The sequence below is a fragment of the Xanthobacter sediminis genome, assembly GCF_043195015.1.
In the GTDB taxonomy this organism is placed as follows: domain Bacteria; phylum Pseudomonadota; class Alphaproteobacteria; order Rhizobiales; family Xanthobacteraceae; genus Xanthobacter.
Genome location: NZ_JBAFWH010000006.1, coordinates 122,523 through 144,805, shown reverse-complemented (window position 1 = coordinate 144,805; position 22,283 = coordinate 122,523). Strand labels below are relative to the sequence as shown.

The following is a 22,283-nucleotide window of genomic DNA, read 5'->3' as shown; positions in this document are numbered from 1 at the left end:
GTTCCGTCCCTATCTTTTCCGGCTTCCGCCGGGGCTCCTCCCGCCCGGTCCGCCCCGCGATCCCTTGTGGGGATGCTCCGCGCGCGAGGGCGCGCGGCCGGGGCCGCTCTTCGTTCCGCCGGAACGTCGCGACGGTCCGGGCCGGCCGCGCGCACCCTTTACATACGTCCCTTCCGAGAGGAGCTCAAACCGGAGCGCGCCTGCCACCGGCGCGGCCTCCACGAGGCGGACCTCCACCCGGTCGCCGATGCGGTGCATCTCGCCGGTGCGCTCGCCCACGAGGGCCTGTCGCACCTCGTCGAAGCGGTAGTAGTCCGCGCCGATGGTGGCGGCGGGCACGAAGCCGTCAGCGCCGGTCTCGTCCAGGGCAATGAACAGCCCCGCCTTGGTGGCGCCGGAGATGCGGCCCTTGAACACCGCGCCGATCTGGTTGGCGAGGTGGTGGGCGATGAGACGGTCCACCGTCTCCCGCTCGGCCGCCATGGCGCGCCGCTCGGTGACGGAGATGGCCGCGGCCACCTCGCCCAGCGCTTCCACCGTCGTTTCCTCGGGCAGGCCGTCCGTACCGAAGCCCATGACCCGGATGAGCCCGCGGTGCACGATGAGGTCCGCATAGCGGCGGATGGGTGAGGTGAAGTGCGCGTAGCGGCGCAGGTTGAGGCCGAAATGGCCGTAGTTCTCCGGCGAATATTCCGCCTGGCACTGGCTGCGCAGGATCACCTGGTTCACCAGCGGCGCCACGTCCGTGTCCTTCACCAGAGCGAGGATGCGGTTGAGGTGAGAGGGGCGCACCGCGTCGATCTTCGGCAGGGCGATGTCCAGCGTCTTCAGGAAGTCACGCAGGGCCGAGAGCTTCTCCAGCGATGGCGCATCATGCACGCGGTAGATGAGCGGTGTGCGCTTGTCCTCCAGCGTCTCGGCGGCCGCGACATTGGCGAGGATCATGAATTCCTCGATGAGCCGGTGCGCGTCGAGCCGCTCGGGCACCACCACCTTGTCCACCGTGCCGTCCGCCTTCAGCAGGATCTTGCGCTCGGGCAGGTCGAGGTCGAGGGGCTGGCGGTTGTCGCGCGCCGCCTTCACGCAGGCGTAGGCGGCATAGAGCGGCTTCAGCACGCCCTCCAGCAGCGGGTCGGCCACCTCGTCCGCGCGGCCCTCGATGGCGGCCTGTGCCTGGGCATAGGCGAGCTTGCCGGCCGAGCGCATCATGATGCGGTGGAAAGTGTGGCCCTTCTTGCGCCCGTCCTTGCCGATGACCATGCGCACGGCGAGCGCCGGCCGGTCCTCCTTCGGGCGCAGGGAGCACAGGTCGTTGGAGATGCGCTCCGGCAGCATGGGCACCACCCGGTCCGGGAAATAGACTGAGTTGCCGCGGACGAGCGCTTCGCGGTCCAGAGCCGAGGCGGGCCGCACATAGGTGGAGACATCCGCGATGGCCACCGTGACGATGAAGCCGCCGGAATTGTCCGGGTCGTCGTCGGCGACGGCGTGGACCGCGTCGTCGTGGTCCTTGGCGTCCGGTGGGTCGATGGTGACGAGGTGCAGCTTGCGCCAGTCCTCGCGGCCGTGGGCGGTCACCTTCCCGGCGGCCTCCGCCTCCTTGGTCACAGCCTCGGGGAACTGGTGGGGAATGCCATGGGCGTGCAGGGCGATGAGGCTCACCGCCTTCTCGCTCTTCAGCGAGCCCAGGCGCTCCTTCACCCGCGCGGTGGGCAGGCCGAACACGCGCTGGCGCATCAGCTCCACCGCCACCAGGTCGCCGTCCTCCGCCTCATGCTCGGCGCCGGGAGGAATCTGCAGCTCGCGGCCGTGGGCCTTCTTGTCGATGGGCACGATGCGGCCGCCGCCGTTGGGCAGGGCGTGGAAGATGCCCAGCGTCTGCTTGCGGGCCTTCTCGAGCACCTTGATGACGCGCCCCACATAGGCCTCGCCGGAGCCCTCGACGATGCGCAGCAGCACCCGGTCCGAGAGGCCGGGCGCCGGGCCCTGGCTGCGGGCAGTGCGCCGCTGGGCCTGAAGGATGATGCGCGGCGCCTCGCCGTGCTCCTCGCTGTCCCACTCCACCGGCACGGCTACCAGCTCGCCGTCGGCGTCGCGGCTCACCACATCGGCCAGCACCACGCCGGGCAGGGCGCCGGGCACGTGCAGCTTGCGGCCGCGCCGGTCCACGGTGCCTTCTTCCGAAAGGTCGCGCAGCAGCTCCTTCAGCTCCACCTTCTGCGCGGCCGAAAGGCCGAACGCGCGCGCGATCTCGCGCTTGCCGACGGTGCCGCTCTGGCTGGCGATGAAGGCCAGCACCTCCTTCTTGGAGGGCATCTCGCCGGTGGCCCTGGGGGCAATGACGAGGGCTTCCGCCACGTGGTCGGCCGCGGCGCGTTTGCGTCCGGCGCGGGTCTTGGCTGGGCGGGCGCTGACGGGACGCGGGGAGGAGGAGGGGCGGGTGGGGCGTTTGGGCAAGGCTCGGCTTCCGTGCGGATGGCCGACGCTATCCGGAACGGCAGCGCGGGGCTAGCGGGATTGCAGGAGCGGAGTTTGACCGCGATGCGTGACAGCGGCGCGGCGAAGGCTTCGGAAGTCCGCGTCGGCTTTTTGCGCCGCGCCCGCCGGCTTAGCAAATGAAAACGGCCGGGCATATCGCCCGGCCGTTTCCGTTTTCATTGGCTGCGCCTGGCAAACCGGTGCCCCGGCCTGCGCTTCGCGTGCTGCGCGGCGGTGCTGAAGGCCCACTTAACCTCAGAAGTCCATGCCACCGCCCGAGCAAACCGGCGTACTGGGTTGCATTTTTTCGCGAAGATTCGCCGGGCGGCGCCGGAGGTCGTGATTAGCCTCAGAAGTCCATGCCGCCGCCCGAGCAAACCGGTTTTCCGGTTTGCGCTTTCGCGAAGGGCACCGGGCGGCGCCGGAGGTCGTGATTAACCTCAGAAGTCCATGCCGCCGCCCGGCATGGCCGGAGCCGCGGGGGCGTTCTTCTTCGGCAACTCGGCGATGAGCGCCTCGGTGGTGATGAGCAGGCCGGCGACCGAGCCCGCATCCTGGAGCGCAGTGCGCACCACCTTGGTGGGGTCGATGATGCCTTCCTTCACCATGTCGACATACTGGCCGCTCTGGGCGTTGTAGCCGAAGGTGTAGGCGGCGTTCTCGAGGATCTTGCCGACCACCACGGAGCCGTCATCGCCGGCATTGGTGGCGATCTGCCGGGCCGGGGCCTGCACCGCCTTTCGGACGATCTCGATGCCGGTCTTCTGGTCGGCATTGTCGACCTTCAGGCCTTCGAGCACCTTCACGGAGCGCAGCAGGGCCACGCCGCCGCCGGGCAGCACGCCTTCTTCCACCGCGGCACGGGTGGCGTGGAGCGCGTCGTCCACGCGGTCCTTCTTCTCCTTCACCTCAACCTCGGTGGCGCCGCCGACGCGCACGACGGCCACGCCGCCGGCGAGCTTCGCGAGGCGCTCCTGGGCCTTCTCACGGTCATAGTCGGAGGTGGTGGTCTCGATCTGGGCGCGGATCTGGGAGATGCGGGCCTCGATGTCGGCCTTCTCGCCGGCGCCGTCGACGATGGTGGTGTTCTCCTTCTCGATCACGACCTTCTTGGCGCGGCCGAGCATGGAGAGGTTCACGCTGTCGAGCTTGATGCCGAGATCGTCGGAGATCACGGTGCCGCCGGTCAGGATGGCGATATCCTGCAGCATGGCCTTGCGACGATCACCGAAGCCGGGGGCCTTCACCGCCGCGACCTTCAGGCCGCCACGCAGCTTGTTCACCACCAGGGTGGCCAGGGCCTCGCCCTCGACGTCCTCGGCGATGATGAGCAGCGGCTTGCCGGACTGCACCACCGCCTCGAGCACGGGCAGCAGCTCCTGCAGGCCGGTCAGCTTCTTCTCGTTGATGAGGATGTAGGGATCCTCGAACTCAACGCGCATCTTCTCGGCATTGGTGACGAAATAGGGCGAGAGATAGCCACGGTCGAACTGCATGCCCTCGACCACGTCGAGCTCGGTCTCGAAGGACTTGGCTTCCTCGACGGTGATGACGCCCTCGTTGCCGACCTTCTTCATGGCTTCCGCCAGGAACTTGCCGACCTCGATGTCGCCATTGGCGGAGATGGTGCCGACCTGGGCGATCTCCTCGTTGGAGGTCACGGCCTTGGAGTTGGCGGCGAGATCCTTGATGATGGCCTCGACGGCGACATCGATGCCGCGCTTCAGGTCCATCGGGTTCATGCCGGCGGCAACCGCCTTGGCGCCTTCCTTCACGATGGCCTGGGCCAGCACGGTGGCGGTGGTGGTGCCGTCGCCGGCGAGGTCGTTGGTCTTGGAGGCGACCTCACGCACGAGCTGGGCGCCGAGGTTCTCGAAGCGATCCTCGAGCTCGATCTCCTTGGCGACGGTCACGCCGTCCTTGGTGATGCGCGGGGCGCCGAACGACTTCTCGATCACCACGTTGCGGCCCTTGGGGCCGAGGGTCACCTTCACCGCATTGGCGAGGATGTCCACGCCACGCAGCACCTTGTCGCGCGCGTCGACGGAGAATTTCACGTCCTTGGCAGCCATGTGCCTTGCTCCTTCAGCTTGGGACGAATGTTCCGGAAATCTTCAAAGGGGCAGGGCCCGCTGGGCGGGCCGCCGCTGGGCGATGGGGAAGATCAGGCCGCCTTCTGGGCGCCCGCCGCGCCTTCGATGACGCCGAGGATGTCGCTCTCCTTCATGATGAGGAGATCCTGGCCGTCGATCTTGACCTCGGTGCCGGACCACTTGCCGAACAGCACCACGTCGCCGGCCTTGACGTCGAGGGCGACCAGCTCGCCCTTCTCGTTGCGGGCGCCGGGGCCCACCGCGATCACTTCACCCTGCTGGGGCTTTTCCTTGGCGGTGTCGGGAATGATGATCCCGCCAGCGGACTTCTGCTCGGCGTCGATGCGCTTGACCACGACGCGGTCGTGCAGAGGACGGAAACCCATAGGGGAACCTCCAGTTGGTTGCTTCTTTTTGAGCCACCGGACGCTCATGAGCCCGGCTCACGGCCCATCTAGGGGCGGCCAAAAGCTCCCGCAAGGGGGATGTGGAACTTTTTTGGCACTCGACTTACCGGAGTGCTAGCCGGCGCCAAAATGCTGCACCGCGAAGACATTAGCCACGAGCATTGGGCGCGGGTGGGCGTCGCGGGGGTCCGGCGTTCGGGGGCGCAGTGTTGTCAGCAGTCTTTTGTCATCGCTGCTAGTACATTGTTTTTGCAGACGGAAATGCTTTTTTGACCTTGGCGGCCCCAGGCTGTTGAGCCGACAATCGATCCCGTCGCCGCCGGAGGAGAAAGGGCTCGGCGGCACGGTGTCCGGTAGGGGTAGCGTTCACCCGACATTGCATCAGGAGGTCTTGCCGATGACGTCCAGAAGTGCATCCGATTCAGACCGTGCATCCGGTTTGTCGCAGAGTGGTGTTTCCAATGACTTCAAGCTGCAGATGGCGGGCTATGGCCTTGCCACTGCTGAAATTCTTTATCGCATGCCCGATCATCCCTCCGTGCTCCAGAGTTACCTTTGGCAGGAGTATGATCTGTGCCCGAAATTTCCCGAGCTGCACCGTTTCCTGGAGTTCTGGCACCGGGAGCTCGAGGGGCGACTGCATTCGGTGCGCGTGGCCCATTGCGGGCTCATCAAGCCGGCGGAGATGCGGACCGTGGACGGCATGTTCGTGCTGCACTGACCCGCGTGGGTCAGCAGGCGGCGAAGCCGGCGGGCGCCGGGAGGGCGGCGCCCGCCGGACAGAATTGTGGGAGGCCGATAGCGACCGGTTTCCCGCGGCGCTCCGGTGTTTTAATGATCGGAGATGGTGGCGAGAGGCGTGCGCGCCCCGCGGGGGTTGGGCGCGCACGCTGATCTCGTCCACCTCGGAGTGCCCGTCGGGGACACTCCCGCGTCGCAACGCCGCGTCGGGCTGGTATCCAGGCCCGGCTTGAGGGCTGCGCCCTGACACCGCCGCTTTCTCGGTGCTAGAACAGGCGCCCCCTGCGGAAACTCGCCGCCGGGCAGATGCCGTGGAAGAGGCCGCATTGGACCGCCGCACCCCCAGAACGTCCGAACTGCTCGCCGCCGTCCTCTCCGCCCAGGAGGGGGAGAAGGTGGCCATTGGCGATCTCGTCAACGCGCTGCGGAACCGTGCGTTCGGAATCCTCTTCCTCATCTTCGGCATTCCCAATTGCATCCCCATGCCGCCAGGCATCCCGGTGATCTGCGGCATCATCCTCGGCCTCATCGGCCTGCAGATGGCCATGGGCCGGCAGGAGCTGTGGCTGCCGGAGAAGATCGCCAACCGCACCTTCTCCCGCTCCATGCTGGAGGCTATCGTCAACCGGTCTCGCCCCTGGATCGAGAAGTTCGAGAGCATCTCCCGGCCGCGCTACGAGCAGTTCGCCGGCCCCGCCGCCCGCCGCGTGGTGGGCGCCACGGTGGTGCTGCTGGGCTTCATCCTGCTGCTGCCCATCCCCTTCCTGGGTAACCTGCCGCCCGGCTTCGCCGTGTGCGTGTTCGGCCTCGGCCTCGTGGAGCGGGACGGGGTCGTCATCCTCGCGGGGTTCGGGGCGACGCTCCTCGGCATCGTCATCACCGGGCTGATGAGCTGGGCCATCTGGCAGGGGGCAATCGCCATCTTCTGAAGGCGCTGCCGGCAACTTCCGCTCTTGCGTTCCGGCGCCGCCGCTGTAGGAACGCGCCTTCCTTATCTCTCCAAGATCTCTGCAAGCCTGCCGCGATGCGTGTCGACGCCTTCGATTTCGAGCTTCCCCCCGAGCGGATCGCCCTGCGCCCCGCCGAGCCGCGTGAATCCGCGCGCCTGCTGGTGGTGCGCCCCGGCGGCGTCCCGGAGCTGGCCGACGCCCGCGTGGGCGACCTGCCGCAGTTCCTCCAGCCCGGTGACGCGCTGGTGGTGAACGACACCCGCGTCATCCCCGCAGCCCTGGAAGGCACCCGCACCCGTGAGGGCGCCGGCACCGTGCATGTGGAGGCGACGCTGGTGAAGCGGCTCGATGGCCACCGCTGGACCGCCTTCGCCAAGCCCGCCAAGCGCCTGAGGGAAGGGGACGTCATCCGCTTCGGGCGCGAGGGCGGCGCCTGCATGCTGGGCACCCTCGACGCGCGGGTGGAGGCGCGGCGGGAGGGGGAGGTGGACCTCGCCTTCGACCTGTCCGGCCCCGCGCTCGACGATGCCCTGGCCCAGGTGGGCCACATGCCCATTCCGCCCTATATCGCCGCCCGCCGCGCCGAGGACGCGCGCGACCGCACCGATTACCAGACCCTGTTCGCCCGCGTGGACGGCTCGGTGGCCGCGCCCACCGCGAGCCTGCACTTCACGCCCGCGCTGATGGCGGCGGTGAAGACGCGCGGCGTCGAGGTGGTGACCGTGACGCTGCATGTGGGCCCCGGCACCTTCCTGCCCGTGAAGGCCGACGACACCGCCGAGCACCGCATGCACGCCGAGTGGGGCGAGGTTTCCCCTCAGACCGCCGCCACGCTGAACGCAGCGAAGGCGCGCGGCGGGCGCATCGTCACCGTCGGCTCCACGCCCACGCGGCTGATCGAGAGCGCGGCGGGGGAGGATGGCGCTATCCGGCCCTTCGTGGGCGAGACCGACATCTTCATCACGCCCGGCTACCGCTTCCGCGCGGTGGACGCGATGATGACGAACTTCCACCTGCCCCGCTCCACCCTGGTGATGCTGGTGGCGGCGTTCGTGGGGCACGAGGTGCAGAAGCGCGCCTATGCCCATGCCATCGCGGAGGGCTATCGCTTCTATTCCTATGGCGATGCCTGCCTGCTTCTGCCACAAGCGGCCCCATGACCTTCGCGCCCACCGACAGCTTCTCCTTCGTGCTCTCCGCCACCAGCGGGGCGGCGCGCACCGGCCTCATCCTCACCCCGCGCGGCACCATCCGCACCCCTGCCTTCATGCCCGTGGGCACGGTGGCGACGGTGAAGGGGCTCTATTTCGATCAGGTGCGCGCGGCGGGCGCGGACATCGTGCTCGCCAACACCTACCACCTCATGCTGCGCCCCGGCGCGGAGCGGGTGGCGAAGCTGGGCGGCCTGCACCGCTTCATGGGCTGGGGCGGACCCATCCTCACCGATTCCGGCGGCTTCCAGGTCATGTCCCTCTCCTCGCTCCGGAAGATGAGCGAGAACGGCGTCACCTTCCGTTCCCACGTGGACGGCACCCACTACGAGCTCACCCCCGAGCGGGCGGTGGAGATCCAGGGCCTTCTGGGCTCGGACATCCAGATGCAGCTCGACGAGTGCGTGCGCCTGCCCTGCACCGACGACGAGGCGGCCCGCGCCATGCGCCTGTCGCTGCGCTGGGCGGAGCGCTCCAAGCGCGCGTTCGAAGCGCAGCCGAAGGGGCGGGCGCTGTTCGGCATCGTCCAGGGCGGCGCCGTACCGGCGCTGCGGGTGGAATCCGCCACGGCGCTGGCGGACATGGATTTCCCCGGCTATTCCATCGGCGGCCTCGCGGTGGGGGAGCCGCAGGATGTGATGCTCGCCATGATCGAGACGGTGGAGCCGCACCTGCCCATCACCAAGCCGCGCTACCTGATGGGCGTGGGCACGCCCGACGACCTGCTGGAGGCGGTGGCGCGGGGCATCGACATGTTCGATTGCGTGATGCCCACCCGTTCCGGCCGGCATGCCCTGGCCTTCACCCGCTTCGGCCGCATCAACCTGAAGAACGCCCGCCACGCCGAGGACCCCCGCCCGCTGGACGAGGAGAGCGACTGCCCGGCGCTGCGGGATTATTCGCGCGCCTACCTCCACCACCTCGTGCGCTGCGAGGAGATGCTGGGAGCGATGCTGATCTCCTGGGCCAACATCCACTACTACCAGCAGCTCATGGACGGCGCCCGCAACGCCATCGCCGCCGGGCGCTACGCCGACTACGTGGGAGAGGTGAAGGACGGCTGGGCGCGAGGCGACCTTCCCGTCTGGGAAGCTTGAGTCCGCTTAAAGAAAGCTCTGCGGGTCCACGTCGATCACCACCTTCACGTTGCCGGTGGGCTTGGGCGCCAGGTCGCACCATTTCCTGAGATAGGCCGAAAGGTCCAGCTGGCGAGGCGCGCGCGCCAGGAGGCGCCAGCGGTGGCGCCCGCGCAGCACCGCGAGCGGCGCCTCGGCCGGGCCGAGGATGCGCACATCCGGCACGATCGGCGCGCAGGCCGCGAGCCGCCGGGCATGGGCCTCGGCGGCGTGGGCCTCGCTCGCCGAGACGATGATGCCCGCCATGCGGCCGAAGGGAGGAAGCAGCGTTTCCTCGCGCGCCGCGATCTCCGTGTCGTAGAAGGCGTCGCGATCGCCGGTGACGAGGGCGCGCATCACCGGGTGCTCGGGGCTGCGGGTCTGGATGAAGCCGCGACCCTCGGTCTTGCCGCGCCCGGCGCGCCCCGCCACCTGGTGCACGAGCTGGAAGGTGCGTTCCGCCGCGCGCGGGTCTCCCTGGCCGAGGCCGACATCCGCATCCACCACGCCCACCAGCGCGAGGCCGGGGAAGTTGTGGCCCTTGGCGACGAGCTGGGTGCCCACCACCACGTCCACCTCGCCCTTCGTCACCGCATCGAGCTCGGCGCGCATGCGCTCCACGCCGCCCAGCAGGTCCGAGGAGAGCACAAGGGTGCGTGCGGCGGGAAACAGCGCCTGCACTTCCTCCTGCAGCCGCTCCACGCCTGGGCCCACGGCGACGAGGCTGTCCTTGGCGCCGCAGCGCGGACACTCTTCGGGCACCGGGGCCTGGTAGCCGCAATGGTGGCAAGTGAGGCGGCGTCGGAAACGGTGCTCCACCAGCCAAGCCGTGCAGGAGGGGCACTGCATGCGGTGGCCGCAGGCGTTGCAGAGGGTCAGCGGCGCATAGCCGCGCCGGTTGAGGAACAGGAGCGATTGGCCGCCGGCCGCCAGCGTGTCGTTGATCTCCGCTTCCAGGCGCGGGGCGATCCAGCGCCCGCGCGGCGGGCTCTCGCGCCGCAGGTCGATGGGCGTGAGGCCGGGCACCTTCGCGCCACCGAAGCGCACCGGCAGGGCGAGGCGCCTGTAGCGCCTGCGCCGCGCGTTCACCTCGGTCTCAAGGGAAGGCGTGGCGGAAGCGAGCACGATGGGCGCCGCGCACAGGCGCGCCCGTACCACCGCCATGTCGCGGGCGTGGTAGCACACGCCATCCTCCTGCTTGTAGGCGGGGTCGTGCTCCTCATCCACCACCATCAGGCCGAGATCGTGGAACGGCAGGAACAGGGCCGAGCGCGCGCCCGCCACCACCTTCACCTCGCCGGAGGCGACGCCGTTCAGGATGCGCGCGCGCCGGCGGGTGGAGACGCCCGAGTGCCATTCCGCCGGCTTCACGCCGAAACGCTGGGTGAAGCGATCCAGGAACGCCTGGGTGAGGGCGATTTCCGGCAGCAGGATCAGCGCCTGCCGCCCGTCCCGCACCGCTTGGGCCACCGCCTCGAAATAGACCTCGGTCTTGCCGGAGCCGGTGACGCCGTCCAGCAGGAAGACGGAAAAAGCATGCGCCGCCACCGCCGCCTTGAGCGTGGCGGCGGCCTCCGCCTGCACATCCGAGAGGGGGAGGGCGGCGTGGCCGGGATCGGGGGGGTAGGCGGCGGGCTCCGGGGGCAGCACCACGGCCTCGAGCGCGCCGTCGTCCACCAGCCCGTCCACCACGGAGGGGGAGACGCCCGCCTCCCGCGCCGCCTCGGACTTCCCACGCACGAAGCCGTCGGCGAGGAATTCGAGCAGCCGGGCTCGGGCGGCCGTCATGCGCTCGGGCTTGCCGCCGGTGGCGCGCACACCCACCCGCTCGCGGGCTTCGCCCGGCGCTTCGCCATGGCGCAGCGCCATGCGCAGCACCATGCCGCGGGGTGCGAGGGTGTAGTCTGCCATCCAGTCGATCAGCTTCAGCAACTCGCCGGGCAGGGGCGCATAGGGCAGCTTCGCCTTCACCGCCTTGAGCTTCTTCGGGTCCAGCATCGCCACCCCGCCGGCGGGGCGCGGCCACACGCAGCCGGTCATGCCGCGGGAGCCCAGCGGCACGTGCACGAGGTCTCCCGGTGAAAGGCTCATGCCGTCGGGCAGGAGGTAGGAATAGGGGGTGTCGAGGCCGAGGGGCAGGAGAACATCGACGGTGCGCGCGCTCATGCCCGTGTTTTGATCCGGCGGGATGGAAAGGTCAAAGGCCGGGCCGGATGCCTGCGGCGTTTTCCCTGTGCCATGCGCGGGGCGGCTGAATTAGTGTGCTCAAGGTTCAGCTTGAATGGGAGGCCGGGATGGCCATGTCCTCGACGCCGGCCGGAGGCGCCGCCAGCTCCGGCGCGCGGGTGCCCGTCCGCAAGATCGCCCTTGAGGAGCACTTCACGATTCCCGAGCTGGCCGAGCGCTACGTGGCCAAGCCCACCAGCGACGATGCCGTGTTCGCGGACATCGAGCGGCATCTCGTCGATTTCGGAGAGACCCGGCTGGAAGCTATGGACCGGGCGGGCATCGCGCTCAGCGTGCTCTCGGTGACCACCCCCGGCGTGCAGGGGGAGAAGGACGCCGCGCTGGCCATCGCCCTCGCCCGCAAGGCCAACGACGCGCTCGCCGCCGAGGTTCAGAAGAGGCCCTCAAGGTACGCGGGCTTCGCCCACCTGCCCATGCAGGACCCCGCTACCGCTGCGGACGAGCTGGAGCGGTGCGTCCGTCAGCTCGGCTTCAAGGGCGCGCTCATCAACGGCCAGACCGGCGGCCACTATCTCGACGCCGACATGTTCCTGCCGTTCTGGGAGCGGGCCGCGGACCTCGATGTGCCCGTCTACCTCCATCCGGGCGACATGATCGACACCCCCGCCATGCTCGCCGGGCGACCGGAGCTCGGCGGGGCCGTGTGGGGCTGGACCGTGGACACGGCGACCCACGCCCTGCGCCTCGTGTTCGGCGGCACCTTCACCCGCTTTCCGAAGCTGCGGGTCATCCTGGGTCACATGGGGGAGACGCTGCCCTACCTGCTGTGGCGCTTCGACAGCCGCTGGCAGGGCATGGCGGGCGCGCCCCTGCCGCCGGAGCAGCTGCCTTCCGCCATCATCCGCCGCCATATCGCCATCACCACCTCCGGCGTGTGCGATCCCAACGCGCTCGCCTGCGCGGTCGCGGCCATGGGCGAGGACAATGTGATGTTCTCCGTGGACTACCCCTACGAGGATACGCCCACCGCCGCCGCCTTCATCGAGGCGGCGCCGATGGCGGAGGACGTGCGCGCCAGGATCTGCCATGCCAATGCGGAGCGCATCCTGAAACTGTGACGGCCCGCAAGGGGCCGCGGGCTCCGCCGCCCCTTGCGTTCCCTGTGCGGCCCGTCTACCTCCAGCCCATGAAATTTCTCGATCAAGCCAAGGTCTATGTGCGCTCGGGCGACGGCGGTGCCGGCTGCGTCTCGTTTCGGCGCGAAAAGTTCATCGAGTTCGGCGGCCCCGACGGCGGGGACGGCGGGCGCGGCGGCGACGTGTGGGTCGAGTGCGTGGACGGCCTCAACACGCTCATCGACTATCGCTACCAGCAGCATTTCAAGGCCAAGAAGGGCGACCACGGCAAGGGCGCCAACCGCACCGGAGCCAAGGGCGACGACGTGGTGCTGCGGGTGCCGGCCGGCACCCAGATCCTCGACGAAGACGAGGAGACCGTGCTCGCCGATTTCACCGAGGTGGGCCAGCGCATCAGGCTGCTGGAAGGCGGGAACGGCGGCTTCGGCAACGCCCAGTTCAAGACCTCCACCAACCAGGCGCCGCGCCGGGCCAATCCGGGCCTGGAGGGGCAGGAGCGCTGGATCTGGCTGCGGCTGAAGCTGATCGCCGACGCCGGCCTGGTGGGGCTGCCCAATGCGGGCAAGTCCACCTTCCTCGCCGCCACCACCGCCGCCAAGCCCAAGATCGCGGATTATCCGTTCACCACGCTGCACCCCGGCCTCGGCGTGGTGCGGGTGGACGGGCGCGAGTTCGTGCTCGCCGATATCCCCGGCCTCATCGAGGGGGCGCACGAGGGGGTCGGCATCGGCGACCGCTTCCTTGGCCATGTGGAACGCTGCCGCGCGCTGCTGCACCTTGTGGACGGCACCAGCGAGCACGCCGGCAAGGCCTACAAGACCGTGCGCGCGGAGCTTGCCGCCTACGGCAACGGCCTCGACGAGAAGCCCGAGATCGTGGCCCTCTCCAAGATCGACGCCCTCTCGCCGGAACTCCTCAAGCAGCAGAAGGAACGCCTTCGGCGGGCCGCCGGCAAGACTCCGCTTCTGCTCTCCGCCCAATCGGGGCAGGGGGTGCCGGAGGCGCTGCGCGCCCTGCTCTCCATCGTTGCGGATGCCCGCGAGGAGGAGAAGGAAGCAGAGCCGCGCGAGCCTTGGCAGCCCTGAGCGGCGGGGCGGTGGCCCCGCCCCATGCGCGATCTCCTCTCTTGCCCATTGAATAAACGGACAACCGTTTTATTCTAGGGCCGCGTCCCCGCGCCGCCCTGTCGGCGCCAATGAAGAAGGGGACCGAGGGAGGAAACACATGCTGCCGAACAGTCCCGCCGGATTCGATTTCGACCTCGGCGAAACCGCCGACATGCTGCGCGAGAGCGTGCGCAACTTCTCGGACGCCGAGATCGCGCCCCGCGCTGCCGAGATCGACCGCACCAACCAGTTCCCGCGGGACCTGTGGCCCAAGCTCGGCGCGCTCGGCGTGCTCGGTGTTACGGCGGCGGAGGAATACGGCGGCTCCGGCCTCGGCTATCTGGAGCACGTGATCGCCATGGAGGAGATCTCCCGCGCATCGGCCTCGGTGGGGCTCTCCTACGGCGCCCACTCCAATCTCTGCGTCAACCAGATCAGCCGCAACGGCAACGCCGCGCAGAAGGCGAAGTACCTGCCCAAGCTCATTTCCGGCGAGCATGTGGGCGCGCTCGCCATGTCGGAGCCGGGAGCGGGCTCGGACGTGGTTTCCATGCGCACCCGCGCCGAGAAGAAGGGCGATCGCTATATCCTCAACGGCTCCAAGATGTGGATCACCAATGGCCCCATCGCGGAGACCCTGGTGGTCTACGCCAAGACCGACCCGGCCGCCGGTCCGCGCGGGATGACCGCCTTCCTGGTGGAGAAGGGCTTTCCGGGCTTCTCCACCGCCCAGAAGCTCGACAAGCTCGGCATGCGCGGCTCCGACACCGGCGAGCTGGTGTTCCAGGATTGCGAGGTGCCTGAGGAGAATGTGCTCGGCGCCGTGGGCAAGGGCGTGAACGTGCTCATGAGCGGGCTCGACTACGAGCGCGCGGTGCTCGCCGCCGGCCCCATCGGCATCATGCAGGCGTGCATGGACGTGGTGCTGCCCTATCTCCACGAACGCAAGCAGTTCGGCCAGCCCATCGGCAGCTTCCAGCTCATGCAGGGCAAGCTCGCCGACATGTATGTGACCATGAACGCCGCGCGCGCCTACGTCTATGCGGTGGCGAAGGCCTGCGACCGCGGGGCCACCACCCGCGAGGACGCGGCCGGCGCCATCCTCTACGCGGCTGAGAAGGCCACCTGGATGGCGCTGGAGGCGATCCAGACCCTCGGCGGAAACGGCTACATCAACGATTATCCCACCGGCCGCCTGCTGCGCGACGCCAAGCTCTATGAGATCGGCGCCGGCACCAGCGAGATCCGCCGCATGCTCATCGGCCGCGAGCTGTTCGAAAAGACGGCCTGAGCCTTCTCCCGTCCTGATACCCGCCGGTGTCGCCTTCGCGCGGCGCCGGCTGCCCTTTGCGCTTCGCAAGCGCGGGGGGGTCGGCTATGCCTGAAGGCATCGGGTTACGGGAGCGCGGCGCATGGATTCGTTCTTCACGATCTCGAAGACGGCGTGGTTCGTGGCGGCCCCGTCCAATGCGCTCTCCATCCTGCTGGTGCTCGCGGCGCTGGCGCTGCTCGCGGGCCTGCGCCGCGCGGGCGAGGTGCTGCTGGCGGTTGGCGTCGCGGGGGTGCTGGTGTTCGGCTTCTCCCCGGCCGCCAATTACATCATGTCGCCGCTGGAGGAGCGCTTTCCCCAGTTTCATGATGACGGCCAGCCCATCACCGGCGTGCTGCTGCTGGGCGGGGCGGAGCTGCCGGACATCGGCCTCGCCCGCGGCCAGCCGGCCTTCTCCGAGGCGGGCGAGCGCGTGATCGCCTTCGCCGATCTCGCACGGCGCTACCCCAATGCACGGCTTGCCTTCATCGGTGGCAGCGGCGCCCTCATTCCGGAGGGTCATGGGCGGGAGGCCGAGATGATGCGCCAGAGCCTGGGCGCGCTGGGCATCGACCCCGCCCGCGTGGAGTTCGAGGAGAGGTCCCGCAACACGGCCGAAAACGCTGAGTTCGCCAAGGCGCTGCTGAAGCCGAAGCCCGGTGAGCGCTGGCTGCTGGTGACGAGCGCCTTCCACATGCCCCGCGCCATGGGCTGCTTTCGCGCGGTGGACTTTCCGGTGGTCGCCTACCCCGTGGATTTCCGCACCATCGGGCCGAGCGAGCTGAACGGCCTCTTCTCCCGCGCCGCCAGCGGGCTCGATTTCACCGATGTGGGGGTGAAGGAGTGGGTGGGCCTTGTCGCCTATTACCTGGGCGGCAAGACGCGCACCGTGTTTCCCGGCCCCTGAGATTCAATCGTTGCGTGGCAGGCCGAGACGATAGACGCCGCGCAGCTCCGCCGGATCGATCACCTTGCCCTTGCGATAGATGAGCAGGCGCCCGGCCTCGGCAAGGGCGACCGCGCTGCGCCGCACCTGGGGCAGGGCGCGCTGCCAATGCTCGCCCGGCGCCACCGCCTGGGCCACGTCGGCGGGCGCCACCGTGCGTTCGGGGCCGCATGTGGCGGCGAGGTGGAGGATGGCTTGTGTCACGGCCTCCGGGTCGAAGCCGCGCGGGGCGCGGGATTCGTCGGAGGCGGCGTGGTGCGAGTCGCTGGTCATGCCCCCTTGGTAGGGGAAAAGCGAAAAAAATGAAGGGGCGCGTCAGCTCCCTCCCACATGCTGCACGGCAGCGGAAACGTGAAGCGAAACAAAATGTTATATGCCGCATCGCCGCAATGTGGCGATTCCTGGGTGATTGCGGAGGCATTGCGGCAACTCCGCTCACGTCGTGTGACCCCTTGTTTCATGGTTGAGAAAACCCTAAAGGCGTGGCCGTCGCGGTGCCGCACCCATGCGGAGAGGCGCCGAAAACAGGGATATCGTCAGCTCATCATGCACCTGACCGGAACTCGCTCCTGCTGGAGTGTGGCGCGCGCCGCGCTCACCACGTTTTTCCTGGGTGTTGCGATCGTTTATCTCTTCGGCGGCTTCGAGCAGGCCGTCGCCCTCGCGAACTGAGGGGCGGCACTGCCCGCCCAGGCCCGCGTGCTGCGGTCCTGGCGCGCTGCGGGCGGAATTTCCCGGTTCCTGCGTCGCCTCGCCATGTCGGGGCGCGTCTTCGCGTTGCCCTGCCAGTCGTCAAGGCTCATGATGATTTGATGTGCACGCCCTCTGGGCGCGCGAGCCTGCACCGGAGGTCGACGCGATGAACGCCTTCGTCCTGCCCGGCGTCGTGCCGGGGTGGCTGGTGCTTGCCGCTGCGGTGGTGGCGGCGATCGTGGTGTTCGTCCTGCTGTTCAGGGCGCAGAGCTTCCGCCTGCCGGCGCTGCTCCTGGGGCTCGTCGGTCTGCTGGTGGTCGGCTACGGCCTGCTGCTGCTTCAGCAACGACAGCTCGCAGAGCAGGCAATTCGAGAAGAAGGCCGCGCGCTCCAGCTGCGTGCCACCCAGCTCGATGGGGCCCTGGCCGCGAGTGGCCTCGCCTGCCTCGATACCCTTCCCGACATGGCCGCCAGCTGCGAAGAGGTGGTCTTTGCCCGCCCGCAGACGGTGGTCGCCGCCCGCGCGCTGGTGCGGGCGCGACTGCTGGTGCTTACGGACGCGGATGTCCTGTTGCGGCGCGCGCCCGCGGCCGATCTGGCTGCGCTGGTGGAGGTCTGGCGCCAGCCCCTGGCGCGCGACCCCTTCGGCCTGGTCGCCGAGGTGATGCGGCAGGATTTCTCCTGCGCCGATCAGAACTGCGCGCCGGCCCGCCTGCTCGGGGAGGATGCGCCCGCGGTGGCGAACCTTTCCAACCGCAGGTTCGCCACCGTGCAGGCCGCCCATGCGGCGCGGTGGCGGGCGGGCGGCGACCAGGAGCCGGTGGCGCCATCGCCTCCTCGTGCCGGGGAAACGGCCGCGCCGCAGCCTGTTCCCGCGCCGGCCGCGGAGGAGCGGGGGCCGGCTCCGGCGGACGTGCCCGGGCAGGCTGCATCCACTGCGGAAACGGCGCCTGAGGCTGTGCCGCTGCCCTCGGCCGTGGCCCCGCTGCCGCCGCAGCGGCCGGCCATTCCCGCCGTCACCCGTGCGCCGCAGCCCGCGCCGCGCCCCGTGCCGCGCCCGCCGCCGCCGGCCGAGGCGCCGGAAGGAACCGGGCAATAGGCGCTGCGTCGCGTGCCGGGAGGGGCCGCATCGCGTTCCGCGCGGACGGCGCATTCCTGCGATATAAGAGGACATGCCTCTCCATCTCATCAAGCTGTGCGTCGGCGCCACCTCCATCGAGGATCTGCGGAACTGGATCGAGGACCGGCGCGCGGATGCCGCGCGCGCCGGCCTGCCCTTCGAGCAGACCCATGTGACCCGCATGGTGCCCACCCGCATCGCGGAATTGCGCGACGGCGGCTCGCTCTATTGGGTCATCAAGGGAGACGTGGCCGCGCGCCAGCGCCTTCTGGATGTGCGGCCGTTCGTGGATGTGGACGGGGTGCGGCGCTGCGCCCTGGTGCTCGATCCGCAGGTGATCGGCGTGCGGCCGCGGCCCGCCCGTCCCTTCCAGGGCTGGCGCTACCTGAAGGATTCCGAGGTGCCGCGCGACCTCGATTCCGTGGCCGGAGACGGCGCCGCCGCCATGCCGGAAGAGATGCGGCGGGAACTCGAGCACCTCGGCCTGTTGTAGGCGATGGGGCGCAGGCTTAATCCAGCACGGCCGCCTTCAGCAGGCAGACCATGAAGGCGTGCGCGGGCGCAGTGCTGCGATTGCGGATGATGTGCCGTCGGTCGCACCGGTAGCGCACGGTCTCACCGTCCTTCACCGTTTCCACCACGCCGCCCACCTCCACCTCCAGCATGCCGCTGACGACCGTGAGGCACTCCACGGAGCCGCGCTGGTGCCCGTCGGAATCGAGCTCGCCGCCTGGCTCCGCGTGGAAGTCGTAATATTGCAGCCACTCTACGGTCTTGATCCAGCCGATGATGGAAAGCCGGCACAGGCCGTCCTCCGAGAGCAGGATGGGCGTTTCGGCGCGCGTGAGCTTTTCCACGAAGGGGGCTTCGTCGGTGGAGGCGAGCACCCGCTCCACGGACATGTCGAGCGCCTGGGACAGCCGCCACACGGTGGCGAGGGTGGGGTTGGTCTCGTTCCGCTCGATCTGGCTGATGATGGACTTGGCGACGCCCGACTGCTCCGCCAGATCGGAGAGCGAGAGGTTGTAGGCCTTGCGCAGCCGCTGGATGGTCTTACCCAGCTGGCCGGTGATCGCCTGCGCGCCCGATTCGAGGGGTGAGCCCCCGCGGTCCTTCACTGCCATGGCCTGCGATCCTTTCTGCCGAACGCGCGTTCGCTGTTTCGGACGATAGCGCGCATTTCGCGGGCCACAAAGGTCTTCGCCTCAGGAGGGCCAGAGGGCGAAGAAATGGTGCACCGGGCCGTGCCCGGACCCAACGGCAAGCCGATCGGCGGCATCGATGGCACCGGTGATGTAGGCCTTAGCCGCCGCGACCGCCGACGACAGGTCGTCTCCCAGCGCCAGGCGGGCGGCGATGGCGGAAGAGAGAGTGCAGCCGGTGCCATGGGTATTGCGGGTGGCGTGCCTTGGCGCTGCGAACCGGGAGACGCCGGACGTGGTGACCAGCAGGTCCACGCTCTCGGTGCCGGTGCCGTGCCCCCCCTTCATCAACACCGCCCGTGCCCCGGCGGCCATCAGGCGCAGGGCCTGGGCGTGCATTTCATCCTCGCCCCCGGCGGGGGAAACGCCGAGCAGGGCCGCCGCCTCGGGCAGGTTGGGGGTGATGAGATCGGCCCGGGGCAGAAGATCGGCGATCAGGGTGGCGACCGCCTCATCCGCGAGCAGCCGCGCGCCGGAGGCCGCGACCATCACCGGGTCCAGCACCACCGGCATCGCCCCGTGGCGGTCGAGGCCGGCGGCCACCGCGCGGATGGCACCGGGCCGCGAGAGCATGCCGATTTTCACGGCCTTTACCGAGAGATCGCTGAACACCGCATCCATCTGCGCGCCGATGAAATCGTCGGGCACGTCATGGATGGCGGTGACGCCCAGGGTGTTCTGCGCGGTCAAAGCGGCGATGACGCTGGCGCCGTAGACCCCGAGCGCGGAGAAGGTCTTCAGGTCGGCCTGGATGCCGGCGCCGCCGCTGGAGTCGGAGCCGGCAATGGTGAGGGCGATGGGCGGCGCGGAATGGGGCAAGGCGCGGACCTCTGCTGGCGAACGGGCGTCGAGCCCGCACGCTTAGAGCATTTTCGTTCGGCGCTGAATCCAGAAAAGATCGGTGGGCGCGCATCCGGCCCGTGCGCCCTTGCGTCGGGAGGCGCTTTTGTCCACCTTGGCGACGCCGGCCGGAGCGTGGCGCCGCCGCGCGCCCGGCGGTTTCCAAGCGGAGTGCGCCGTGATCCCGTTTTTCGTTCAGATCAAGTGTCAGCTCGGCAAGTCCTACGAGGTGGCCGACGCCATCGCCGATGCCGAGATCGCGTCCGAGATCTATTCCACCGCGGGTGATTTCGATCTCCTGGTGAAGTTCTACGTGGAGCCCGGCACCGACATCGGGCAGTTCGTGAACCAGAAGGTGCAGACGGTTCCCGGCATCCAGGACACCCGCACCATCATCACCTACAAGGCCTTCTGAGGCACGCCGGAGGAGTGCGCCGCGCGCGTTTGCGGTCGCGGCGCGCACGAGCTATCTGTTTGCCGGCGGGAGTGCGCATCTTTTGGTGCGCCGATCAGGGGAAGATGGATGAGCCTGGCCTACCGGCCGGATATCGACGGCCTGCGGGCCGTCGCTGTCGGCAGTGTCGTTCTTTTTCATGGCGGGTTTTCGCTGTTCAGCGGCGGATTTGTCGGCGTCGACGTGTTCTTCGTCATTTCCGGCTTCCTCATCACCTCCATCCTCGCGGAGGATCTGGAGAAAGGCCGCTTCTCGCTGGTCGAGTTCTACGATCGCCGCATCCGGCGCATCCTTCCCGCCCTGTTCCTGGTGCTCGCGGCCACCACCCTCCTCGGCACCTTCATCCTGCTGCCGAACCAGATGGAGGATCTCGCCCGCTCGCTCATTCCCGCCACGCTGTTCTATGCCAACGTCCACTTCATGGGGCTCGAATCCTATTTCGCCCCGGCGGTGGAGGAAATGCCCCTGCTGCATCTGTGGTCGCTGGCGGTGGAGGAGCAGTTCTACATCGTCTTCCCGCTGGTGCTGTTCGTCTTCATGCGCCTGGGGGGCAAGCGGCTGGCGGTGGGCGGGCTGCTGCTGCTCGCGCTCGGGTCGCTCGTGTTTTCCCAGATGGAGCTGAGCGAGGCGCCGCGCCGGGCCTTCTTCCTCCTCTCCTCCCGCGCCTGGGAGCTGCTGGCCGGCGCGCTGCTGGCGCTGGCGCCGCTGCCCCGCGTGGGCCCGCGCATCGCGGCGGGGCTCGGCGCGGTGGGGCTGGCGGCGCTGCTGGCGCCGGTGTTCTTCTATGATCGCCACACGACCTTTCCCGGCATTGCCGCTCTGCCGCCGGTGCTTGGCGCGGTGCTGCTGATCTATTCGGGCCGCCATGCCGCCAAGGCGCCGGTGGCGCGGCTGCTGAGCCTGCCGGCCATGGTCTATGTGGGGCGCATTTCCTATTCGCTCTATCTGTGGCATTGGCCTCTGCTGGCGCTGGTTTTCGTGTACCGCGGCCGGGCGCCGACGCCGTTGCTGGCGATGGCGGTGATCGCGGTCTCCGTCGCGCTGTCGGCGCTGTCGCTGCGCTATGTGGAAACGCCGCTGCGCCGCCGCGAGGTGCTCGGCGGCCGCCGCATCGCGCGGTTTGCCGCAGCTGCGGCCGTCATGCTGCTGGCCGTGGGCGGTGCATGGGGCATCGAGATGCGCGATGGCCGGCTCTGGCCGCTTTCACCGCGGGGCCTCAAGGCGGAAGCGGTGATTCGTGAGGTGCAGACCCTCCCCGCATGCGACAGTCCGGATGCCTTCATGCGCGGCACCACCACTTGTACGGTCACGCCGCCTGGAGCTGGCAAGGAGGTCGATGTAGTGGTGTGGGGCGACTCCCACGCCCGCGCCGCTTTCCGGGGCCTTTCGGAGATGTTCGCCGAAAGGGGGCTGAGCACCCGCCTGCTGACGCTGTCCGGCTGTCCGCCGCTGGTGGGGGTCTCTGCGCCCATTGTCGGCGACAGCAGCGTGGAGTGCGCGGCCTTCAACACCGCCGTGATGGCCGAGATCGACAAGACCCGGCCGAAGCTGGTGGTGCTGGTGAGCCGGTGGTCCCTCTGGACCACCCACGCGCGCGCAAATTTCGCCCTCACCATGCCCGATCTTCCCGCGGCCCGCGTGCCGAGCCCAGAGGGCAGCCGGGCGGCGTTTCCCATTGCCTTGAGGCGGACTCTCGATGACATCCGCAAAGCCGGGGCAAAGGCGCTGGTGCTGGGGCAGGCGCCGGAATACCTGCACGCACCGGCAGGCTGCGTGGTGCGGGCCGAGTATTTCGGCCGGGATGCCTCCGGTTGCACCACCCAGCCCCTCAAGAGCGCAGAGCGGATCCTCAATCCCGCCGACACGGTCATCAGCGAAGTCGTTAGCGAGGTGCCGGGCACAGGCGCCGTACGGCTCTCGCAGGTCTTCTGCGATGCGAAGGAGTGCCGGGCAGGCGAAGGCGACGCCTTCTACTACAGCGATACCAACCATCTTTCGCTTGCCGGGTCGCGCCAGCTGCGGGACGCCAAGGTGATCGGGGCAATCGTGGCGGAACTGCTCGGTCTTCCCGCGCAGCCTGTGCGAGCTGAGGCGGAACATGCGGCGGGACGGACGCCGCCAGCCTCCTATTAGCGCGCCTTCCCTTCTCCGATAGAGCCGTGGCGACGCCTGGGTGCCCGTAGTCAGGTAGGCTCTGCCACGAAATCGCCTTTATGGCTGATATGCAAGTGCCTGCCCGCGTTGCTGTTGCGACAGGCGCGGGCTATTCCTTGACCTTCGGTGAAGGCGCTTTTT

Annotated in this window: 20 protein-coding genes; 13 read left to right on the top strand and 7 right to left on the bottom strand. The window is 69.0% G+C overall.

The annotated features are described in order from the left end of the window. Positions 1-9: 9 nt before the first annotated feature. From rnr to groES, 3 genes are all read right to left on the bottom strand, one after another. Positions 10-2,316: a ribonuclease R gene (gene rnr, locus V5F61_RS10155; protein ID WP_393988413.1), complete on the bottom strand. Its 2,307-nt coding sequence runs from the start codon at positions 2,314-2,316 to the stop codon at positions 10-12. 602 nt (positions 2,317-2,918) lie between these two features. Continuing rightward, positions 2,919-4,550: a chaperonin GroEL gene (gene groL, locus V5F61_RS10150; protein WP_393988309.1), complete on the bottom strand. Its 1,632-nt coding sequence runs from the start codon at positions 4,548-4,550 to the stop codon at positions 2,919-2,921. Positions 4,551-4,642: 92 nt separating this feature from the next. Next, positions 4,643-4,957, bottom strand: coding sequence for a co-chaperone GroES (gene groES / locus V5F61_RS10145; RefSeq protein WP_393988308.1), 315 nt, complete (start codon positions 4,955-4,957; stop codon positions 4,643-4,645). Positions 4,958-5,375: 418 nt separating this feature from the next. Between groES and V5F61_RS10140 the strand changes: the two genes are divergently transcribed. From V5F61_RS10140 to tgt, 4 genes are all read left to right on the top strand, one after another. Then, positions 5,376-5,699 (top strand): usg protein, encoded by a 324-nt coding sequence (locus V5F61_RS10140; RefSeq protein ID WP_393988307.1) that lies wholly within the window; start codon positions 5,376-5,378, stop codon positions 5,697-5,699. Between the two features lie 346 nt (positions 5,700-6,045). Next, positions 6,046-6,648 carry an exopolysaccharide biosynthesis protein gene (locus V5F61_RS10135; RefSeq protein WP_393988306.1) on the top strand — a complete coding sequence of 201 codons (603 nt, stop codon included), beginning with the start codon at positions 6,046-6,048 and terminating at the stop codon, positions 6,646-6,648. 95 nt (positions 6,649-6,743) lie between these two features. Further along, positions 6,744-7,829, top strand: coding sequence for a tRNA preQ1(34) S-adenosylmethionine ribosyltransferase-isomerase QueA (gene queA, locus V5F61_RS10130; protein WP_393988305.1), 1,086 nt, complete (start codon positions 6,744-6,746; stop codon positions 7,827-7,829). Beyond that, positions 7,826-8,977: a tRNA guanosine(34) transglycosylase Tgt gene (tgt, locus tag V5F61_RS10125; protein WP_393988304.1), complete on the top strand. Its 1,152-nt coding sequence runs from the start codon at positions 7,826-7,828 to the stop codon at positions 8,975-8,977. Before queA ends, tgt begins: the two co-directional genes overlap by 4 nt. A 6-nt stretch (positions 8,978-8,983) precedes the next feature. Here the strand turns inward: tgt and V5F61_RS10120 are convergent, their stop codons facing one another. Next, entirely contained in the window at positions 8,984-11,161 is a 2,178-nt protein-coding gene (locus V5F61_RS10120; protein ID WP_393988303.1) for a primosomal protein N', read from the bottom strand. A 134-nt stretch (positions 11,162-11,295) separates the two neighbouring features. Between V5F61_RS10120 and V5F61_RS10115 the strand changes: the two genes are divergently transcribed. The 4 genes from V5F61_RS10115 (at position 11,296) to V5F61_RS10100 (ending at position 15,640) form a co-directional block, all read left to right on the top strand. Continuing rightward, positions 11,296-12,300, top strand: a complete 1,005-nt coding sequence (locus tag V5F61_RS10115; protein ID WP_394104033.1) for an amidohydrolase family protein — start codon at positions 11,296-11,298, stop codon at positions 12,298-12,300. A 68-nt stretch (positions 12,301-12,368) separates the two neighbouring features. Continuing rightward, positions 12,369-13,403 carry a GTPase ObgE gene (gene obgE / locus V5F61_RS10110; protein ID WP_393988301.1) on the top strand — a complete coding sequence of 345 codons (1,035 nt, stop codon included), beginning with the start codon at positions 12,369-12,371 and terminating at the stop codon, positions 13,401-13,403. Positions 13,404-13,542: 139 nt separating this feature from the next. Continuing rightward, positions 13,543-14,715 carry an isovaleryl-CoA dehydrogenase gene (locus V5F61_RS10105; RefSeq protein WP_393988300.1) on the top strand — a complete coding sequence of 391 codons (1,173 nt, stop codon included), beginning with the start codon at positions 13,543-13,545 and terminating at the stop codon, positions 14,713-14,715. 121 nt (positions 14,716-14,836) lie between these two features. Further along, on the top strand, positions 14,837-15,640 hold the full coding sequence (locus V5F61_RS10100) for a YdcF family protein (protein WP_393988299.1): 804 nt from the start codon (positions 14,837-14,839) through the stop codon (positions 15,638-15,640). 3 nt (positions 15,641-15,643) lie between these two features. Here the strand turns inward: V5F61_RS10100 and V5F61_RS10095 are convergent, their stop codons facing one another. After that, positions 15,644-15,952 (bottom strand): DUF3253 domain-containing protein, encoded by a 309-nt coding sequence (locus V5F61_RS10095; protein WP_393988298.1) that lies wholly within the window; start codon positions 15,950-15,952, stop codon positions 15,644-15,646. 186 nt (positions 15,953-16,138) lie between these two features. Here V5F61_RS10095 and V5F61_RS10090 point away from each other — a divergent pair, with 186 nt between their 5' ends. The 3 genes from V5F61_RS10090 (at position 16,139) to V5F61_RS10080 (ending at position 17,985) form a co-directional block, all read left to right on the top strand. Further along, positions 16,139-16,351 (top strand): hypothetical protein, encoded by a 213-nt coding sequence (locus V5F61_RS10090; RefSeq protein ID WP_393988297.1) that lies wholly within the window; start codon positions 16,139-16,141, stop codon positions 16,349-16,351. Positions 16,352-16,538: 187 nt separating this feature from the next. Then, on the top strand, positions 16,539-17,471 hold the full coding sequence (locus V5F61_RS10085) for a hypothetical protein (RefSeq protein WP_393988296.1): 933 nt from the start codon (positions 16,539-16,541) through the stop codon (positions 17,469-17,471). A gap of 73 nt (positions 17,472-17,544) precedes the next feature. Then, entirely contained in the window at positions 17,545-17,985 is a 441-nt protein-coding gene (locus V5F61_RS10080) for a DUF1489 family protein (RefSeq protein ID WP_393988295.1), read from the top strand. A 16-nt stretch (positions 17,986-18,001) separates the two neighbouring features. Here the strand turns inward: V5F61_RS10080 and V5F61_RS10075 are convergent, their stop codons facing one another. Continuing rightward, on the bottom strand, positions 18,002-18,616 hold the full coding sequence (locus tag V5F61_RS10075; RefSeq protein ID WP_393988294.1) for a helix-turn-helix domain-containing protein: 615 nt from the start codon (positions 18,614-18,616) through the stop codon (positions 18,002-18,004). An 81-nt stretch (positions 18,617-18,697) separates the two neighbouring features. Beyond that, positions 18,698-19,513 (bottom strand): bifunctional hydroxymethylpyrimidine kinase/phosphomethylpyrimidine kinase, encoded by an 816-nt coding sequence (gene thiD / locus V5F61_RS10070; protein ID WP_393988293.1) that lies wholly within the window; start codon positions 19,511-19,513, stop codon positions 18,698-18,700. Positions 19,514-19,712: 199 nt separating this feature from the next. Here thiD and V5F61_RS10065 point away from each other — a divergent pair, with 199 nt between their 5' ends. Both V5F61_RS10065 and V5F61_RS10060 read left to right on the top strand, forming a co-directional pair. Beyond that, on the top strand, positions 19,713-19,949 hold the full coding sequence (locus V5F61_RS10065) for an Lrp/AsnC ligand binding domain-containing protein (protein WP_393988292.1): 237 nt from the start codon (positions 19,713-19,715) through the stop codon (positions 19,947-19,949). A gap of 108 nt (positions 19,950-20,057) precedes the next feature. Next, the gene (locus V5F61_RS10060; RefSeq protein WP_393988291.1) at positions 20,058-22,121 is read left to right on the top strand and encodes an acyltransferase family protein; all 2,064 of its coding nucleotides are present in this window, start codon (positions 20,058-20,060) and stop codon (positions 22,119-22,121) included. Positions 22,122-22,283 lie beyond the last annotated feature (162 nt).

Bases quoted from the DNA above. Each gene is read 5' to 3' on its own strand.
- rnr (WP_393988413.1), bottom strand. From the start codon at position 2,316: ATGCCCTCCAAGAAGGAGGTGCTGGCCTTCATCGCCAGCCAGAGCGGC.
- tgt (WP_393988304.1), top strand. From the start codon at position 7,826: ATGACCTTCGCGCCCACCGACAGCTTCTCCTTCGTGCTCTCCGCCACC.
- V5F61_RS10120 (WP_393988303.1), bottom strand. From the start codon at position 11,161: ATGAGCGCGCGCACCGTCGATGTTCTCCTGCCCCTCGGCCTCGACACC.
- V5F61_RS10080 (WP_393988295.1), top strand. From the start codon at position 17,545: ATGCCTCTCCATCTCATCAAGCTGTGCGTCGGCGCCACCTCCATCGAG.
- V5F61_RS10140 (WP_393988307.1), top strand. From the start codon at position 5,376: ATGACGTCCAGAAGTGCATCCGATTCAGACCGTGCATCCGGTTTGTCG.
- V5F61_RS10075 (WP_393988294.1), bottom strand. From the start codon at position 18,616: ATGGCAGTGAAGGACCGCGGGGGCTCACCCCTCGAATCGGGCGCGCAG.
- V5F61_RS10060 (WP_393988291.1), top strand. From the start codon at position 20,058: ATGAGCCTGGCCTACCGGCCGGATATCGACGGCCTGCGGGCCGTCGCT.
- V5F61_RS10090 (WP_393988297.1), top strand. From the start codon at position 16,139: ATGGTTGAGAAAACCCTAAAGGCGTGGCCGTCGCGGTGCCGCACCCAT.
- V5F61_RS10085 (WP_393988296.1), top strand. From the start codon at position 16,539: ATGAACGCCTTCGTCCTGCCCGGCGTCGTGCCGGGGTGGCTGGTGCTT.
- V5F61_RS10105 (WP_393988300.1), top strand. From the start codon at position 13,543: ATGCTGCCGAACAGTCCCGCCGGATTCGATTTCGACCTCGGCGAAACC.
- groES (WP_393988308.1), bottom strand. From the start codon at position 4,957: ATGGGTTTCCGTCCTCTGCACGACCGCGTCGTGGTCAAGCGCATCGAC.
- queA (WP_393988305.1), top strand. From the start codon at position 6,744: ATGCGTGTCGACGCCTTCGATTTCGAGCTTCCCCCCGAGCGGATCGCC.
- V5F61_RS10095 (WP_393988298.1), bottom strand. From the start codon at position 15,952: ATGACCAGCGACTCGCACCACGCCGCCTCCGACGAATCCCGCGCCCCG.
- obgE (WP_393988301.1), top strand. From the start codon at position 12,369: ATGAAATTTCTCGATCAAGCCAAGGTCTATGTGCGCTCGGGCGACGGC.
- V5F61_RS10115 (WP_394104033.1), top strand. From the start codon at position 11,296: ATGTCCTCGACGCCGGCCGGAGGCGCCGCCAGCTCCGGCGCGCGGGTG.
- groL (WP_393988309.1), bottom strand. From the start codon at position 4,550: ATGGCTGCCAAGGACGTGAAATTCTCCGTCGACGCGCGCGACAAGGTG.
- V5F61_RS10100 (WP_393988299.1), top strand. From the start codon at position 14,837: ATGGATTCGTTCTTCACGATCTCGAAGACGGCGTGGTTCGTGGCGGCC.